12 protein-coding genes are annotated in these 16272 nt (G+C 67.2%); 5 read left to right on the top strand and 7 right to left on the bottom strand.

Going from position 1 to position 16272, the window contains the following annotated elements:
- Positions 1 to 56: 56 nt before the first annotated feature.
- Positions 57 to 278, top strand: coding sequence for a DUF2188 domain-containing protein (locus AC3WLE_RS12405; protein WP_492317454.1), 222 nt, complete (start codon positions 57 to 59; stop codon positions 276 to 278).
- A gap of 213 nt (positions 279 to 491) precedes the next feature.
- On the opposite strand, the gene AC3WLE_RS12400 is transcribed toward AC3WLE_RS12405, so the two are convergent.
- From AC3WLE_RS12400 to AC3WLE_RS12380, 5 genes are all read right to left on the bottom strand, one after another.
- Complete coding sequence (locus AC3WLE_RS12400; protein ID WP_492317455.1) at positions 492 to 2213, bottom strand: gamma-glutamyltransferase family protein; 1722 nt, start codon at positions 2211 to 2213, stop codon at positions 492 to 494.
- Positions 2214 to 2345: 132 nt separating this feature from the next.
- The gene (locus AC3WLE_RS12395; protein WP_492317456.1) at positions 2346 to 2882 is read right to left on the bottom strand and encodes a DUF1097 domain-containing protein; all 537 of its coding nucleotides are present in this window, start codon (positions 2880 to 2882) and stop codon (positions 2346 to 2348) included.
- A gap of 37 nt (positions 2883 to 2919) precedes the next feature.
- Positions 2920 to 4188, bottom strand: coding sequence for an amidohydrolase family protein (locus AC3WLE_RS12390; protein WP_492317457.1), 1269 nt, complete (start codon positions 4186 to 4188; stop codon positions 2920 to 2922).
- Between the two features lie 135 nt (positions 4189 to 4323).
- A complete protein-coding gene (locus tag AC3WLE_RS12385; RefSeq protein WP_492317458.1) occupies positions 4324 to 4974 on the bottom strand; it encodes a response regulator in 651 nt (216 codons plus the stop codon).
- Positions 4971 to 6038, bottom strand: a complete 1068-nt coding sequence (locus AC3WLE_RS12380; protein ID WP_492317459.1) for a sensor histidine kinase — start codon at positions 6036 to 6038, stop codon at positions 4971 to 4973. The genes AC3WLE_RS12385 and AC3WLE_RS12380 overlap by 4 nt, the downstream gene beginning before the upstream one ends.
- Positions 6039 to 6450: 412 nt before the next feature.
- On the opposite strand from AC3WLE_RS12380, the gene AC3WLE_RS12375 reads away from it, so the two are divergent.
- Positions 6451 to 7467, top strand: a complete 1017-nt coding sequence (locus AC3WLE_RS12375; protein WP_492317460.1) for a fimbrial protein — start codon at positions 6451 to 6453, stop codon at positions 7465 to 7467.
- A 64-nt stretch (positions 7468 to 7531) separates the two neighbouring features.
- Positions 7532 to 7933, top strand: coding sequence for a hypothetical protein (locus AC3WLE_RS12370; RefSeq protein WP_492317461.1), 402 nt, complete (start codon positions 7532 to 7534; stop codon positions 7931 to 7933).
- Positions 7934 to 7995: 62 nt separating this feature from the next.
- Here the strand turns inward: AC3WLE_RS12370 and AC3WLE_RS12365 are convergent, their stop codons facing one another.
- Both AC3WLE_RS12365 and AC3WLE_RS12360 read right to left on the bottom strand, forming a co-directional pair.
- Positions 7996 to 8490, bottom strand: coding sequence for a cyanophycin metabolism-associated DUF1854 family protein (locus tag AC3WLE_RS12365; RefSeq protein ID WP_018312457.1), 495 nt, complete (start codon positions 8488 to 8490; stop codon positions 7996 to 7998).
- Entirely contained in the window at positions 8480 to 10771 is a 2292-nt protein-coding gene (locus tag AC3WLE_RS12360) for a cyanophycin metabolism-associated ABC transporter (protein WP_492317463.1), read from the bottom strand. The genes AC3WLE_RS12365 and AC3WLE_RS12360 overlap by 11 nt, the downstream gene beginning before the upstream one ends.
- A gap of 240 nt (positions 10772 to 11011) precedes the next feature.
- Between AC3WLE_RS12360 and cphA (AC3WLE_RS12355) the strand changes: the two genes are divergently transcribed.
- Together cphA (AC3WLE_RS12355) and cphA (AC3WLE_RS12350) are read left to right on the top strand one after the other, a co-directional pair.
- A complete protein-coding gene (gene cphA / locus AC3WLE_RS12355; protein WP_492317464.1) occupies positions 11012 to 13645 on the top strand; it encodes a cyanophycin synthetase in 2634 nt (877 codons plus the stop codon).
- A 46-nt stretch (positions 13646 to 13691) separates the two neighbouring features.
- Positions 13692 to 16262 (top strand): cyanophycin synthetase, encoded by a 2571-nt coding sequence (cphA, locus tag AC3WLE_RS12350; protein ID WP_492356510.1) that lies wholly within the window; start codon positions 13692 to 13694, stop codon positions 16260 to 16262.
- Positions 16263 to 16272 lie beyond the last annotated feature (10 nt).

The raw sequence follows: 16272 nt of genomic DNA, 5'->3' as shown, positions 1-16272 counted from the left end.
GGCCCTTTCTCCACGCCCGCGCGAACGCACATCGTCCACATGAAACGGAGTTGGCGATGCCAATCAAGTCCATCGAGGTCATGCTCACGCGAGACGCGCAGTGGGCCCTGGAATACGACCGCGATAACCCCGGACCGGTCTACCCGTCCCGCGATGCCGCGATTGCCGCAGGCCTGCAGCTGGCGATGACCCACGATGCTGTCCTGACGATTCATGGCATCAATGACAAATCGGACGCGTTCGATTTCAGGGAATTGCACGCTCCTTTGCTCCATTGATGGTTGGTGCTATCAGCGCGCAATGGAAAGCAACATCCCCAGAATTGGGGATGCCCGGATCGCGTAGCGGCACCATCATGGCATGCGGGCGTACTGCGACTCGCCCGCTACCACTTGTGGCCCTCGTCCTCCCTGGCCGAGGGCTTTTTCTTGGGTGACGCACCGGCACCGCGCAGCGTCAGCGGGAAGCGCGGCAGGCGCTGGTGCGCCGGTTTATACCCCCAGCGCCCGGCCATCGCTGCGCGGGTCGTGCGCGCCGGCAAGCTGCCCGCCGGCATCGATCCGGATCGCACCCGGATGGCCGGCCAGCTGGCTTTGCGCAGGGATCGGGCTCAGTTGATGGCCGCGCGCGGCAAGCTCGCTGAACACCGGCAGGCCGGCATCCTGTTCCAGCTTGAGGCTGTCGCGGCTGTCCGAGAAGGTCTTGCCCAGCAGGAAGCGCGGGCGGCGCAGAGCCGTCAGCGGATCCATGCCGTAGTCGATCATCCGTGTCAGCACCGCGGCCAGTGTCTGCGGCTGGCCGTCGGCGCCTTGCGTGCCGTACAGCAGGTGCGGCCGGCCCTGCTTCAGGTAGATGCCGGGATTGAGGGTATGGAACGGCCGCTTGCCGCCGCGCAGCACGTTGGGGCTGGCGGGATCGAGGCTGAACGATGCGCCGCGGTTGTGCCAGAGCACCCCCGTGTCGCCGACGACCAGGCCGCTGCCCCAGTCGAAATAGACGGTCTGCAGCATGCTCACGCAGCGGCCCTCGCGGTCGGCGGCGCCGATGTAGACCGTGTCGCCGGGCTTGAACACATGCGGCCACGCCATGGCGCGGTCCATGCGGATGCGGCGCGCGTGGGCATCGAGATTGGACCTGGACAACAGCCGGTCCAGCGGCACGTCGACAAAATCGGGATCGGCGACATAGCGGTTGCGGTCCAGGAACGCCAGCTTCACCGCCTCGACCAGCAGGTGGTAATAGTCTGCGCTGCCTTCCGGGATACCGGACAGATCGAACCGGTCGAGGATGCCCATGATCTCCAGCGTGGTCACGCCTTGCGTGGGCGGACGCAGGCCGAGCAGTTCGCCGTCGCGGTAAGCGACGCGCAGCGGCACTTCTTCGCGCGCCTGGCAGCGCGCCAGGTCCTGTTCGCGCAACGGCGAGCCGGCCTTGGCCAGCCCGGCGGCAAGGCGACCGGCGAGGTCGCCCTCGTAGAATTCGCGCCCGCCTTGTGTCGCCACCCGGTCCAGGGTGCGGGCCAGCTCGGGCTGGCGGAACATTTGGCCCGGCCTGGGCATGCGCCCGTCTGGCATGAAGACCTGTCCGAAGCCATCCCAGCCTGACAGATCCGCCGAGCGGAACTCCTGCCAGAAGCACTGTGACGGCGTGACCGGGAATCCGTTGGCGGCGTACTCGGTGGCCCGCGCCAGCAGCGCCGACCACGACTGCGTGCCGCCCCACTGGTCCCGGCTGAAGGCAAAGGCGCGGTCCCAGATCGCAACGGTGGCGGCGGCAGTGAGGGCCGCTGCCGGGCCCCTCAGCGGAATGGTGCCGGCATAACCCGAGGTCTCGGACGCGGCCTGGCCGATGCCGGAGAACGTGCGCACATTGCCGCCGCGGTCGCTGACCACCAGGAAGGCGTCGCCCCCCAGGCCGGTAAAGTGAGGATATGTCACGCTCAGCACTGCACCGATGGCAATCGCCGCCTCGATGGCGTTGCCCCCGGCCTTCAGTACCTCAAGCCCCGCCTGGCTGGCCAGTCCATGCGGGCTCGTGACCATGCCCGTGGACGAATGCGCCAGCCCCGCGCGCCCGGATTGCGCCGGCTCCTGCGCCAGTTCCTGCCCGACAGCGGGCAATACTGTGCTGCCCGCCAGCGCGGCCGAGCCGGCCAGGAATGCCCGACGCGACGTGCCGGTGCCGCAAGGATCCACTTCACCCAGAAATTCCATACTCACTTCCCCCGGATACGCGGCGACCGTCCGACGCTGACATTCCCTACGCGCCGGCCGCCGCGATAACGATTCGATGATGGCGCCGGGTCAAGCCGCGCCTTGCACGCAGACCCGGCAGGACACGTCGGCTCAGGTCTCGGTCTTCCAGCCCTGCCATGGGCGTTCGGCAACGGATTCCGGCGCGGCATAGTGATGCTTGATCCAGGCATAGGCCGGCCCGAGCGCATTCATGGCGATCACCGCCCCGAGCGCGACAACGGGATCGCCCGGCACCGGGCCGAAGCCGCCGAACAGCGTTGCAAAATACGAGGCAAAGCCAAAGAACATGCCGGGGATGAAGCGCAGCCTGACGAACACGCGTGCGAGGTACATCATCGAAGCGTTGAGCGTGAACAGGATCACCATCTCCGCCACGATCAGCGCAGGGCCGGAGAACTGCTCGGCTGCCTGGCGGAAGCAAAGCACGATGACAAAGGCAAAGAGCGAGCCCACCGGCAGCGTCGGCCAGATCTTCTTCAGGTTCTCCGGCGTGGGACCGCCCATGGCAAAGGTCGCGGCCCAGCTGATGAAGATGGCCCATGGCGGCAGGTGCGAGGCATGCGCGGCGATGGGAACAGTGGTGATGGCAAGCAGTGAGGCCACGACTTCGGCAGGCAGCTTTCTCATGATCGACTCCTTGATGGACGGGGAACGGGCATTGCTGTCAGTGCGGGCAGCACCGGTGCCGATGGATCTCGCAGCGATGCTGCGTGACCACGGTGATCTTGCCGCGCTTCACCACCCAGAGCCGCGGCGGGATGTCGATCAGCGCATCGGCCACCTGGAAGGTATCGAGCACGACCAGGTCCGCCTGGCGCCCGACCTTGAGGCCATAGGTGTCGTGCAGGCCGATCGCGCGCGCGGCGTTGTGCGTGCCCATGTCGAGCACCGCGAGCTGGTGCTCGGGCACGCCGAACTGGGCCACGTGCGCCAGCATGTTGCCGATCTGCAGCATGTCGGCCTTGCCGAACGGGGTGAAGGCATTGCGGATATTGTTCGAGGAATACGCCACGTTGACCCCGCCGCTGTGCAGGGCCTTCACCGGCGTCAGCCCGCGGCGCTGGTTCTGGACGTCCTTGCGGCCGCCGAGATAGAGATCGGTGGCGGGCAGCGTGACGATGCTGATGCCGGCCTCGCGGATCTGCTCGATCAGCGGCTGCAGCTGCGCCGCGTCAAGCGCGCCCAGGCTCGTGACATGGCCCAGCGACACGCGCCCCTGGTAGCCGGCTTCGATGGTCTTCTGCGCGATATATGACACTGCGGCAAAGCGCTGGTCGCCGGTGTCGTCGGCAAAATCGGCATGCATATCCACCGGCGCGTCATAGCGTTGTGCCAGTTCGAAGACCATGTCGATATGGCGCATGGTGTCGGCCCAGCTCAGCTCGTTGTACGGACAGCCGCCGACCACATCGGCGCCCATGTCCATGGCCTCTGTCAGCAGCTCGCGGGTGCCCTGCGATTTCAGGATGCCCTCTTGCGGGAAGGCCACGATCTGCAGGTCGAGCAGATCGTGGTACTCCGATTTCAGCTCAAGCAGCGTCTCCACCCCGATCAGCCCCTGGATCAGGTCGACATCGGGATGCGCGCGGATCGCCACCGTGCCGTTCCTGACCGCCATGTCCAGCACCTGGCGCGAGCGGTCCAGCACATCCTGGCGCTGCTGCTTGCTTTTCAGGATACCGGTGACGCGGATGGCTTCGTCCAGCGTGCCGAAGCGCGCCGGCAGGCGGCGGTGCAGCAGAGCCTTGTCCAGGTGCAGGTGCGCTTCGACCAGCCCCGGGATGACGGCGCGGCCGCCGGCCTCGATCACTTCATGCGCCGGCACGTCGATGCCGGGCTCGATGGCTGCGATGCGGCCGTCGCGGATGGCGATATCGGTCAGGGGCGCGTCGTCGCGAACGCAGGCGTCCCGGATCAGCAGATCCAGCTGCATGGCTTGTCTCCTCAGGTCTTGTTATGCAGGCGAAGTCAGGGCTTCGCTACCTGAAGCGTAGGTGCCGGGCCGGCATCGCTACATCAGGATTGGCTGAATTCGACCTAAGGATTTTCCTAGACGCACCGCAGCAGACTAGGCCGCGTCCCCGGCTTCGGCGAGCAGGCCGTGGCGGATGGCGTAGTGCACCAGCCCGGCCGTCGATGCGATGTCCATCTTGCCGAGGATGTTGGCCTTGTGGGTGCTTACCGTCTTGGCGCTGAGCAACAGCGCCGCGGCGACCTCATTGATGCCCAGCCCCTCGGCCAGCATCTGGAACACCTGCAGTTCACGCGCCGTCAGCCGTGCATGCGGCAGCATGGCATCGGGCTGCCGGGCCTGGCTGAGGAGCTTGTCGGCAATCGCCGGCGAGACCGCGGTACCGCCGCGCGCCACCTTGCGGATGGCACCGAGCAGCTGGTCGGACTCGACATTCTTGGTCAGGTAGCCAGCCGCGCCCGCGCGGATAGCCTGCACCGCGTATTGCGACTCGCGGTACATGCTCAGCACCAGGACCGGCAGCGCCGGATAGCCGGCCCGTATCTGCTGGATCAGCAGGATGCCGCTGCGCCCCGGCATCGACATGTCCAGCAACAGCACGTCCGGCGCCTGCGCGCGCAGCAGCGCCAACACTTCGCAGCCGTCGGCGGCTTCGGCCACCACCTGCATGTCGGGCACGGTGGAGAAGATCTTCTTGAGCCCGTCGCGGATGATAGTGTGGTCGTCGGCAAGCATCAGGCGGATCATCTTGCCCCTCCGTTGCCGGCAGCGCCGGCATTGGGAATCTGCGCCTCGACCCGGGTGCCGCCGCCCTTCTCGCCGGTTACCGCCAGCTTGCCGCCCAGCATCAGCGCACGCTCGCGCATCCCCAGCAAACCCAGGCTGCGGCGATGCCCGGCCCTGGACGCATCGATGCCGCGGCCGTTGTCGGCAACCACCAGCCGCAAGGTTCCGCCGGCCTCGCTCAGTTCCACCCGCACGCGATCGGCGCGGCCATGACGGCAGGCATTGGTCAGCGCTTCCTGCGCGATGCGAAAGACCGCGGTGCTGAGTTCGGCGCCGAGCTCGCCAACGGGCTGCAGCGCCAGCTCGCAGGCGATGCCGCCGCGCTCGGAAAAGGACTCGGCCAGCCACTCGATCGCAGCGGTCAGCCCCAGCTCATCCAGCAGCGGCGGGCGCAGGTCTGCCGCGATGCGCTGCACCGCGTCCACCGTCGAATCCGCGATCTGCTTGAGCATCTGCAAATGCTTGCGGCACGCGTCGCCAGCATCGGGGCCCTGCTGCGCTTCGATAAAGCTCAGACCCAGGCGCAATGCCGTCAGGGACTGGCCAAGCTCATCGTGCAGCTCGCGTGAGATCCGGGTGCGCTCCGCCTCGCGCACGGACTGCAGGTAGGCGGACAACTCACGCAACTGCGCGCGCGAGTCCAGCAGTTCCTGCTCGGAGCGCTTGCGGTCGGTAATGTCGCGCGAGATGCCGACCGTGCCGACGACCGCGCCGTCCTGGCCCCGAATCGGCATCTTGATCGTATCGAACCAGTGCAGGCTGCCGTCCTGGCCGTGACGGCATTCCTCATAGCGCCGGCGGATGCCGCTGGCCACCACGGCCTTGTCGGTGCCCAGGTAGACCTGTCCCCATTCCTCCGACCACACCTTGTCCGGCGTGCTGCCCAGGATCTCGGCCTCGGACCGCCCGCATGCGGCCATGAAGGCGTCATTGACCAGGACGTAGCGGGAGCCGACGTCCTTCAGCCAGGCCTGGTCGGGTATGTTGTTCAGGATGGCCCGCTGCAGGTCGACATACGTATCCATGACTTCTCCTTGCCGGGCCCTTGCCTTGCCGGCAGGCGCCCGATTCATGACAGACAAGTATCGATTCATGCATTGCATTCATCAAACGGCATGGCCTGTCTGCATCCCCTCGCAGACTATAGCCAGCAACCGGCGGCCATGCGCTTGTCGTTTTCCTCAATGGCTGGACGAAAGCGAACGTCCGGATCACAGAGCCTTGCGGCATGGTGTGGATCAAGGAGCTGTTTGGCAGTTCTTCCGTTCCGGTGGCGTGAAATCTCTGACCCGGGTTTAAGGCAAGCCTTATTGCCGCCGGACTGCGCCAAACCTATCGTAGTAGCGCAACTTCAACCGGCATGCCGGAAAGCCGGAGGGCCGGCCCGCAACCTGGCCGTTTGTGCACGCCGCGCATGCCATCACGGCGAGCCCTGCTATGAACGGAAAACAACTAATCAGCACCCTGCGCCACTGGCTGGTGGTACTTGCATGCTTTGCGGTCCCGCATTTCGCTCATGCGACCTGCAGTGCCACGCCGGCAATGCCATATCTGCAGGCACTAAGCAACATTGCAGTCGCCGCCAACCTTGCCGTTGGCAGCACCATTCCCGGAACGGTGCACTACTATTCATTCAGCGGCACCTGTGCCTACGTGCCGCCGTACGTGGTGGCCGGCGCTCCCATCATCTCCTGCTACTACGGCAGCGGCACTGAAGTCATGCCCGGCGTCTACTCCACCGGCGTCGCCGGCATCGGCATCCGGCTGCGCAATGCCTCTGGCCAGCCCATGACGAATGCCGCTGGTGTCTGGTGCGATACCCGCGGCGCTAACCTGGGAAACCTGGACGCAAACCTGAACTATGCCGTGTCGGTATCGGTGGAATTTGTCAAGACCGGCCCGATCACCTCAGGCAATCTCGATCCAAGCCAGACCGAGTTCGGCTTCGGTGTCTACAACGGCAGCTTGGCCGGCGCGCTAGGCGGCTCTGGCAACAACTACATTGGCTTCTCCGGCAATGTGACCCCCCGGGAAATTGCCTGCAATCTCAACTACCCAACGGTGGTCAACTTGCCGACGATCAGCGCCAGCACGCTCGCGAGCGGGCGCGCGGGTGGCAGCACACCATTCGCCATCCAGTTGACCTGCAGCGGCGCGGCCATAGTCGGCATGACACTCGACGGCGCCGCAGGCACACCCGTGGTCTCGGCCGCAACCGGCATACTCGGCATCAGCGGTGGCGGGACGGGCGGCATGGCCAGTGGCGCTGGCGTGCAGATCGTCAATGCGAGCGGCACCGCGCCCGTTCCGCTGCAGGTGCGCAATGCGATGGGCAACATCACGGCCAACGTTCCCGCCACATACCGCTTCGGCGCGCGCTACATCGGACTGGGCGGCACGCCCTCCCCGGGGACGGTGTCGAGCGCGATGGTCTTTACCATGGATTATCAATAGCCGGCATGGAAGCGGCGCGCCGAAGGACTACAATAGCCGGCTGCAGTCCTTGAAGGCTTTCGCCATGTCTGACCATCCCCGCTTCACCATCAACCGTTCCATGGTCGCCCTGGTCCCGGAACAGCCGTTCCTGGACTGGATCCAGGCGGTCGATCCCCAGCCGGTGGCCGGCCTCACGCTAGAGCAGGTGCGCGAGGATCAGAGCGTGTTCCTGCTGCCGGAAGAACTGGCCGATACGCACGACAACGCCGTGCGCTGGGTCGAGAAGCGCTGGCAGGAATTCTTTGAATTCATGCTGGGCGAGTGGTTCGACGACTCGATGTGGCCCGAGGAACTGTCGCTGCAGATGTTCCGCGAGTGGTTCAGCGTGCGCTACCACTCGATGGTGTTCGACATGGCGCCTGACGTGCCGGTCATGCACGATGACTGGGACGACGCGGACGACGCGTCCGAGATGCTGCACTAGGGCCCGGATCGGGAACCCGGCCGGCAGAGCTCCGGCCCGGGGTCAGCGTCGCCAGGGACGCCTCAGAGGAAGCGGTCGAGGATCTTGCGGCTGTGCTTGTCCAGCGCCATCAGGTCGCGGATCAGGTAGTGGATGCCGTGCGTGTCCGATATCAGCAGCGTGCTGCCGGCCAGGCGCCGGATCGCCTCTTCGCCGCGCAGCACCAGTTCGGTCTGGCCGCGATCGGTCTGCACCGTCCACACGCTGGGCGTGGCATAGGTCGACACGCTGACGATACGCTGAATCTCCGGCATGAACTCGCGCGAGGCGAGTTCCGCTTCGATCATGCTGCGCTCTGCCAGCGGCAAATCCTCCAGCCGCGGAATCCACACCACTTCATGCCCGTCGGTGCTCATCAGGCCGATGCCGCCCTGCGGTGCGGAAATCGGGAAGGCGCGCACCGGCACCACGCCTTCGTGGACGGTGCCGTCCTCGGCGATCAGGACCAGGCGGCCAAAACGATTGCGATCTAGCGTAAACATGGGCGTCGGCGTGGTGGCGGGGATGTCATTGGGCATTGGCGGCCTCCGGCGTTTCGATCGCTTCGTCTTCGCCGTCCTCGGTGTCGACATTGCGCGCCTGCGCCTGGTACAGCTTGTAGTACGCACCTTCGCGCAACAGCAGCTCATCATGGCTGCCGACCTCGACGATCTGGCCGCGGTCCATCACCACCAGCCGGTCGGCCTTGCGCAGCGTCGACAGGCGGTGCGCGATGGCGATGGTGGTGCGGCCCTGCACCAGGTTGTCGAGCGCCTTCTGGATTTCCTTCTCGGTGGCGGTGTCGACCGACGAGGTGGCCTCGTCCATGATCAGGATGCGCGGGTTGATCAGCAGTGCGCGCGCGATCGAGATGCGCTGGCGCTCGCCGCCTGACAGCGCCTGGCCACGCTCACCGACCAGCGAGTCATAGCCGTGCGGCAGGCGCAGGATGAACTCATGCGCATGCGCGGCGCGCGCGGCGGCGATGATCTCTTCGCGCGTGGCGTCGGGCTTGCCGTAGGCAATGTTGTCGGCAATCGTGCCGAAGAACAGGAACGGCTCCTGCAGCACCAGGCCAATATGGCGGCGGTACTCCGACACCGGCAGCGAGCGGATATCGACGCCGTCGACGCGGATCGCGCCCTCGGAAACATCGTAGAAACGGCAGATCAGGTTGACCAGCGTGCTCTTGCCCGAGCCGCTGTGCCCCACCAGGCCAATCATCTCGCCCGGCTCGATCGACAGGTTCAGCCCGCGGATCACCGCGCGGTTACCGTAGCGGAAGCCCAGGTCGCTCATGTCGATGGCGCCTTCGACCTTGTCCAGCTTCGCCGGGCGCACCGGCTCCGGCACGCTCGACACATGGTCGAGGATGTCGAAGATGCGCTTGGCGCCGGCAGCGGCCTTCTGCGTCACCGAGACAATCCGGCTCATCGAATCCAGCCGGGTATAGAAGCGGCTGATATAGGTCAGGAACGCCACCAGCACACCCACCGTGATGGCGCTGTGCGACACCTGCCAGATGCCGAACACCCACACGATCAGCAGGCCGATCTCGGTCAGCAGGGTCACCGTCGGCGTGAACAGCGACCATACCGCGTTGACGCGGTCATTGATCGCCAGGTTGTGCTTGTTGGCCTCGCGGAAGCGCGACACCTCACGCTTTTCCTGGGCAAAGGCCTTGACCACGCGGATGCCGGGGATGGTATCGGCCAGCACATTGGTGATCTCGGACCAGATCCGGTCGATCTTCTCGAAGCCGTGGCGCAGGCGGTCCCGCACCAGGTGGATCATCCAGGCAATGAACGGCAGCGGCACCAGCGTGACCAATGCCAGCCACGGGTTGATCGATACCAGGATCACCGCCGTCATGAGGATCATCAGCACGTCGGTGGCAAAGTCCAGCAGGTGCAGCGACAGGAAGACGCAGATGCGGTCGCTTTCCGAGCCGATGCGCGCCATCAGGTCGCCGGTGCGCTTGCCCCCGAAGTATTCCAGCGACAGCTTTAGCAGATGTTCGTACGTGGTAGTGCGCAGATCGGCGCCGATACGCTCCGATACGCGCGCGAGCAGGTAAGTGCGCGCCCACCCCAGCGACCAGGCCACCAGCGCCGCCCCCAGCAATCCCGCCAGGTACAGACGCACCAGCCCGTAGTCGATTGGCACCCCGTTCTGGAACGGGATCAGCACCTTGTCCATCAGCGGCATGGTCAGGTACGGCGGCACCAGCGTGGCCGCGGTGGACAGCAGCGTCAGCAGGAAGCCCGCCAGCAGCTGCCACTGGTACGGCCGGGCAAAGCGCCACAGGCGCAGCAGCGCCCAGGTCGACGGCGGGGTTTCCAGCTCCCGGCTGCATTGGGGGCACTGTTCCTCGTCCGGCGGCAGCGGCGCCTTGCAGGTCGGGCACAGCACTTCGCCCGCCTCGCCGGCCGGGCGCGCGCCGGCGGCATCGCGCTGGAATTCGAACTGGTCGGCCAGCCGCAGCGCGGCCGGATTGTAACCAAGCGTGTATCGCCAGCTGGCCAGCCGGCCCTCTGGACCGCTCAGTTCCAGCGCGCCCACGCCCGCGTGGTCGGTGTGCGAGAGGCGCAGGGAGGTCCCGATGTTCCATTCCCGCACATTTTTTTCACCGGGAGCCCGGGCAACGATGCGCTGGTCGGTCACAACCAGCCACCCTTGGGTAAAATGCAGCTTCGCGTCGAGGTCCAGAACCAGTCCGGCCAGGACGGTCTCGCCGGGTCGGAGCCACGATCCGGATTCGGTCCGCCAGGGCTCGTCGGCAGCAGGGGCGGTAGGGACAGGCAGGGAGGACTGGGTCATGGATGGCGCGGCGTGCGTCCAGGGGGTACGGACATAACTTGAAACAAATTTAGGCCGGGCACGCTCTGGCGGCCCGCGAATTCGCCCGCAGTATACATAACGACGAACGCGCGGGTACTCCTGATGCACTGCACAATCACTTTTACACGAAGAAAGTCAACCCGCTCTGTGCTGTAACGTTACTGAAAGGTTAGGCTTCCATTTCTCGGGCGGTTCCGCCCACTGCCTCAAGCTAATTCAATGAAAAAGAAGGACATTGAGATTTTCGATGTCATGTCGCTGCGCGGCCCGAATATGTGGACATATCGGCCCGTACTGGAGGCATGGGTCGATATCGGGGAACTGGAGGACTTTCCCTCCAACACGATTCCGGGGTTCTACGAGCGCCTGTCGGCCTGGCTGCCGTCGCTGATCGAGCATCGCTGCAGTATCGGCGAGCGCGGCGGCTTCCTGCAGCGCGTGAAGGACGGCACCTGGCCCGGCCATATCCTGGAACACGTGACGCTTGAGCTGCAGAACCTGGCAGGCATGCCCGGCGGCTTCGGCAAGGCGCGCGAGACCCCGGTGCGCGGCGTCTACAAGGTGATCGTGCGCGCCTGGCACGAGCAAGTCACCCGCGTCGCCCTGTTCACCGCCCGCGACCTGGTCATGGCCGCGATCGAGGACCGTCCCTTCGACGTCCCCGCCGCCGTGGACAACCTGCGCCGCCTGGTGGACGAGCATTGCCTGGGCCCCAGCACCGCCTGCATCGTCGATGCCGCGGACGACCGCGACATCCCGGCGATCCGCCTGTCGGACGGCAACCTGGTGCAGCTGGGCTACGGCGCGCGCCAGCGCCGCATCTGGACCGCCGAGACCGACCGTACCAGCGCCATCGGCGAAAGCATCTCGCGCGACAAGGACCTGACCAAGAGCCTGCTTGAGTCCTGCGGCGTGCCGGTCCCCGAGGGCCGCATGGTCGATTCCCCGGCAGACGCCTGGGACGCCGCCGAGGACATCGGCGTGCCGGTGGTGGTCAAGCCCTATGACGGCAACCACGGCCGCGGCGTGTTCACCAACCTGATGACCCGCGAGGAAGTCGAGACCGCCTACGGCGTGGCCATCGACGAAGGCAACGGCGTCATCGTCGAACGCTTCATCCCCGGCAACGAGCACCGCCTGCTGGTGGTGGGCGGCCGCCTGGTGGCCGCCGCCATGGGCGAGACCGCGAGCGTGGTCGGCGACGGCAAGTCCACCATCGACGAGCTGATCGAGCTGCAGATCAATTCCGATCCGCGCCGCGGCACCACCGAGGATCATCCGCTGAACCGTGTGCGGCTGGACTCGGCCGCGCGCCTGGAACTGAAGCGCCAGGGCATGGACGCCAGCTCGGTACCGCCCGAAGGCCGCACCGTGCTGATCCAGCGCAACGGCAATGTCGCCTTCGACGTCACCGACCGCGTGCACCCGAGCGTCGCAGCGCATGCGGCGCTGGCCGCGCGCGTGGTCGGGCTGGACATCGCCGGCGTGGACCTGGTGGCCGAGGACATCTCGCGCCCGCTGGCCGAGCAGCGCGGCGCCATCGTCGAGGTCAACGCCGGCCCCGGCCTGCTGATGCATATCAAGCCGGCCGAAGGCACGCCGCGTCCGGTCGGCCGCGCCATCGTCAACCACCTGTTCCCTGAGTCCGATGACGACCAGGGCCGCATCCCGGTGGTGGGCGTGACCGGCACCAACGGCAAGACCGTGGTCGCGCGCCTGGTGGCGCGCCTGCTGCAGCTGTCGGGCAAGCATACCGGCCTGGCCTGCAGCGACGGGCTGTTCCTGGACCGCCGCCAGGTGGAAAGCGGCGACCGCGCCAACTGGGAATCGGGCCATCGCATCCTGATGAACCGCGCGGTCGAGGCCGCCGTGTTCGAGAACGACAGCGGCAGCATCCTCTCCGAAGGCCTGGCCTACGACCGCTGCCAGGTCGGCGTGGTCACCAATTTCGACCAGCCCGACCACCTCGGCGACTACTACGTCGAGGACGAGGACCGCATGTACAACGTGCTGCGCACGCAGGTCGACGTGGTGCTTGAGACCGGCGCGGCCGTGCTCAACGCGCGCGACGAACGCCTGGTGGAGATGGCCGGGCTGTGCGACGGCGACGTGATCTTCTTCGGCCTGACGCCGGAGCTGCCCGCGATCGTGTCGCACCGTGCCGCCGGCAAGCGCGCGGTGTACCTGCGCGAAGGCAAGATCGTGCTGGCCACCGGCAGCAGCGAAACCGCGCTGGTGGACGTGGCCGCGGTGCCGCTGACCTATGCCGGGCGCGTCGCGTTCCAGGTCGAGAACGTGCTGGCGGCCGTGGCCGCGGGCTGGGCGCTGGGCATTTCCAACGACCTGATCCGCGCCGGCGTGGTGACCTTCGATGTCGGCCAGGTCGACGTGCCGGGCCGCTTCACGCTGTTCGAGCGCAACGGCGCCACCGTGGTGGTCGACGACGCCCACAACGCGCCCGCGCTGGAAGCCCTGGCGACCGCGCTGGAGCGCTTCCCGGCCGAGCGCCGCATGGTGGTCTACGGCGCCGGCATGCAACGCCGCGACGAAGACCTGGTGCGCCAGGGCATGGCGCTGGGCCAGCATTTCGACCGCGTCTTCCTGTGCGAGGACCGCAGCGTCAAGCGCGCCCTGCCCGATGCCGAGGCGCGCGCGCTGCTCAAGCAGGGCCTGTACGAAGGCCGGCGCGTCACCAAGATCATCGACGAAGGCACGCGTGCCAGCGCCATTGAAACCGCCCTGAACCAGCTGGTGCCGGGCGACCTGCTGGTACTGCAGTGCGACGAGGCCGCCACCGGCGCCACCGTCGACCTGGTGCACCACTGGATGGGCCAGCCTGCGCGCCGCGCCTGACGCGGCCCCAAGCTCAACCGCGCATAGAAGACACGGAAACCGTTCTATGGAAGTCTCACGTATCCGGGCCCTGCGGGGCCCGAACCTGTGGTGCCGCCACACCGCCATCGAGGCGATCGTGGCCTGCCAGGATGCCACCAACATGCTGTCGGCGCTGCCCGGTTTTGAAGACCGGCTGCGCGCCCGTTTCCCCGAGATCGGGCCGCTGCGCCCGGACGAGGAGTCGGGCGAGCTGTCCCTGGCCCACGTGCTGGAAGTGACCGCGCTGCGCCTGCAGGCCGCTGCCGGCTGCCCGGTCACCTTCAGCCGCACCGCGCAGACGGTCGAGCCCGGCACCTACCAGGTGATCGTGCAATACAGCGAGGAAGAAGTCGGCCGGCTTGCGTTCGAGCTGGCCGAGGCCCTGTGCCGCGCCGCGCGCAACGACACCCCGTTCGACCTGGCCGACGCGCTGCACCGCCTGCGCGAGCTGGACGAGGACGTGCGCCTGGGGCCCAGCACCGGCTCCATCGTCTACGCCGCCGTGGCGCGCGGCATCCCCTACCGGCGCCTGACGCAGGGCTCGATGGTGCAGTTCGGCTGGGGCAGCAAGCAGCGCCGCATCCAGGCCGCCGAGACCGACCGCACCAGCGCCGTGGCCGAATCGATCGCGCAGGACAAGGACCTGACCAAGACCCTGCTGCACGCCGCCGGCGTGCCGGTGCCGCTGGGCCGCTCGGTGCGCAGCGCCGAAGAGGCCTGGGCCGCAGCGCAGGAAATCGACGCCCCGGTGGTGGTCAAGCCGCGCGACGGCAACCAGGGCAAGGGCGTGGCGGTGCGCATCCGCACCCGCGAGGAAGTGATGACGGCCTACGAGGTCGCCTCGGACATCAGCTCGGATGTGATCGTCGAGCGCTATATCCCGGGCCATGACTTCCGCCTGCTGGTGGTCGGCAAGCAGCTGGTGGCGGCCGCGCGCCGCGATCCGCCGCAGGTCATCGGCGACGGCGTGCATACGGTGCGCCAGCTGGTCGAGGAAGTGAACCGCGACCCGCGCCGCGGCGAGGGCCATGCGACCTCGCTGACCAAGATCCGCTTTGACGACATCGCGCTGGCCACGCTGGCCAAGCAGAACCTGACCGCCGATTCCGTGCCGGCCAACGGCACGCGCGTGGTGTTGCGCAACAACGCCAACCTGTCCACCGGCGGCAGCGCCACCGACGTGACCGACGACGTCCACCCGGACATCGCCGCGCGTGCCGTGGCGGCGGCGCAGATGGTGGGCCTGGACATCGCCGGCGTCGACGCCGTGTGCGAGACCATGCTCAAGCCGTTCGAGGAACAGGCCGGCGGCATCGTCGAGGTAAACGCCGCGCCGGGCCTGCGCATGCACCTGCAGCCGTCTTACGGCAAGGGCCGCGCGGTCGGCGAAGCCATTGTCTCGACCATGTTCTCCGATGGCGACGATGGCCGCATCCCGGTGGTGGCCGTGTCCGGCACCAACGGCAAGACCACCACGGTCCGGCTGATCACCCACATCATGGCCACCAGCGGCCTGCGCATGGGCATGACCGGCACCGATGGCGTGTATATCCAGGGCGAGCGCATCGACACCGGCGACTGCAGCGGCCCGCGCAGCGCGCGCAACGTGCTGCTGCACCCGGACGTGGACGCCGCCGTGTTTGAAACCGCGCGCGGCGGCCTGCTGCGCGAAGGCCTGGCATTCGACCGCTGCGACGTGGCGGTGGTGACCAACGTGGGCGAAGGCGACCACCTGGGCCTGTCCTACATCAACTCGGTGGAAGACCTGGCGGTGCTCAAGAGCGTGATCGTGCAGAACGTCGCGCCGCACGGCATGGCGGTCCTGAACGCAGCCGACCCGATGGTGGTGCGCATGGCCGACGCCTGCCCCGGCAGCGTCACCTTCTTCGCCCACGATCCCAACCAGCCGGCCATGGCCACGCACCGCGCGCAGGGCAAGCGCGTGGTGTTCGTGGACGGCGCCGACATCGTCGCGTCCGAAGGCGAGACCGAAGTGCGCATCGCTCTGGCCGAGATCCCGCTGACGCGCAACGGCACCATCGGCTTCCAGGTCGATAACGCGATGTCGTCGATCGCGGCCGCGTGGGCGCTGGGCATCGACTGGTCCATCATCCGCCGTGGCCTGGCCACCTTCGTCAACGACGCGCAGACCGCCCCGGGACGCTTCAACGTGTTCGACTACCGCGGCGCCACGCTGATCGCCGACTACGGCCACAACCCGGATGCCATCCTGGCGCTGTGCAACGCTGTCGAGACCATCCCGGCCAAGCGGCGCATGGTGGTGATCAGCGGCGCGGGCGACCGCCGCGACGACGACATCCGCCGCCAGACCCAGATCCTGGGCGGCGTGTTCGATGAAGTCATCCTGTACCAGGACCAGTGCCAGCGCGGCCGCGCCGACGGCGAGGTGCTGGCGCTGCTGCGCGAAGGCCTGCAGGGCGCGCAACGCGCCGGCCAGGTCGAGGAGATCCGTGGCGAGTTCCTCGCCATCGATACCGCGCTGTCGCACCTGCAGCCGGGCGACCTGTGCCTGGTCCTGGTGGACCAGGTGGAAGAGGCGCTGGGGCATATCGCCAGCCGCATCGCGCAGGGCTGACCGGCCCGGC

This window comes from Cupriavidus sp. FW306-1B-F12B, from assembly GCF_058781795.1.
This window is presented reverse-complemented; position numbering and strand designations above follow the sequence as displayed.

Bases quoted from the DNA above. Each gene is read 5' to 3' on its own strand.
- AC3WLE_RS12405 (WP_492317454.1), top strand. From the start codon at position 57: ATGCCAATCAAGTCCATCGAGGTCATGCTCACGCGAGACGCGCAGTGG.
- AC3WLE_RS12400 (WP_492317455.1), bottom strand. From the start codon at position 2,213: ATGGAATTTCTGGGTGAAGTGGATCCTTGCGGCACCGGCACGTCGCGT.
- AC3WLE_RS12395 (WP_492317456.1), bottom strand. From the start codon at position 2,882: ATGAGAAAGCTGCCTGCCGAAGTCGTGGCCTCACTGCTTGCCATCACC.
- AC3WLE_RS12390 (WP_492317457.1), bottom strand. From the start codon at position 4,188: ATGCAGCTGGATCTGCTGATCCGGGACGCCTGCGTTCGCGACGACGCG.
- AC3WLE_RS12385 (WP_492317458.1), bottom strand. From the start codon at position 4,974: ATGATCCGCCTGATGCTTGCCGACGACCACACTATCATCCGCGACGGG.
- AC3WLE_RS12380 (WP_492317459.1), bottom strand. From the start codon at position 6,038: ATGGATACGTATGTCGACCTGCAGCGGGCCATCCTGAACAACATACCC.
- AC3WLE_RS12375 (WP_492317460.1), top strand. From the start codon at position 6,451: ATGAACGGAAAACAACTAATCAGCACCCTGCGCCACTGGCTGGTGGTA.
- AC3WLE_RS12370 (WP_492317461.1), top strand. From the start codon at position 7,532: ATGTCTGACCATCCCCGCTTCACCATCAACCGTTCCATGGTCGCCCTG.
- AC3WLE_RS12365 (WP_018312457.1), bottom strand. From the start codon at position 8,490: ATGCCCAATGACATCCCCGCCACCACGCCGACGCCCATGTTTACGCTA.
- AC3WLE_RS12360 (WP_492317463.1), bottom strand. From the start codon at position 10,771: ATGACCCAGTCCTCCCTGCCTGTCCCTACCGCCCCTGCTGCCGACGAG.
- cphA (WP_492317464.1), top strand. From the start codon at position 11,012: ATGAAAAAGAAGGACATTGAGATTTTCGATGTCATGTCGCTGCGCGGC.
- cphA (WP_492356510.1), top strand. From the start codon at position 13,692: ATGGAAGTCTCACGTATCCGGGCCCTGCGGGGCCCGAACCTGTGGTGC.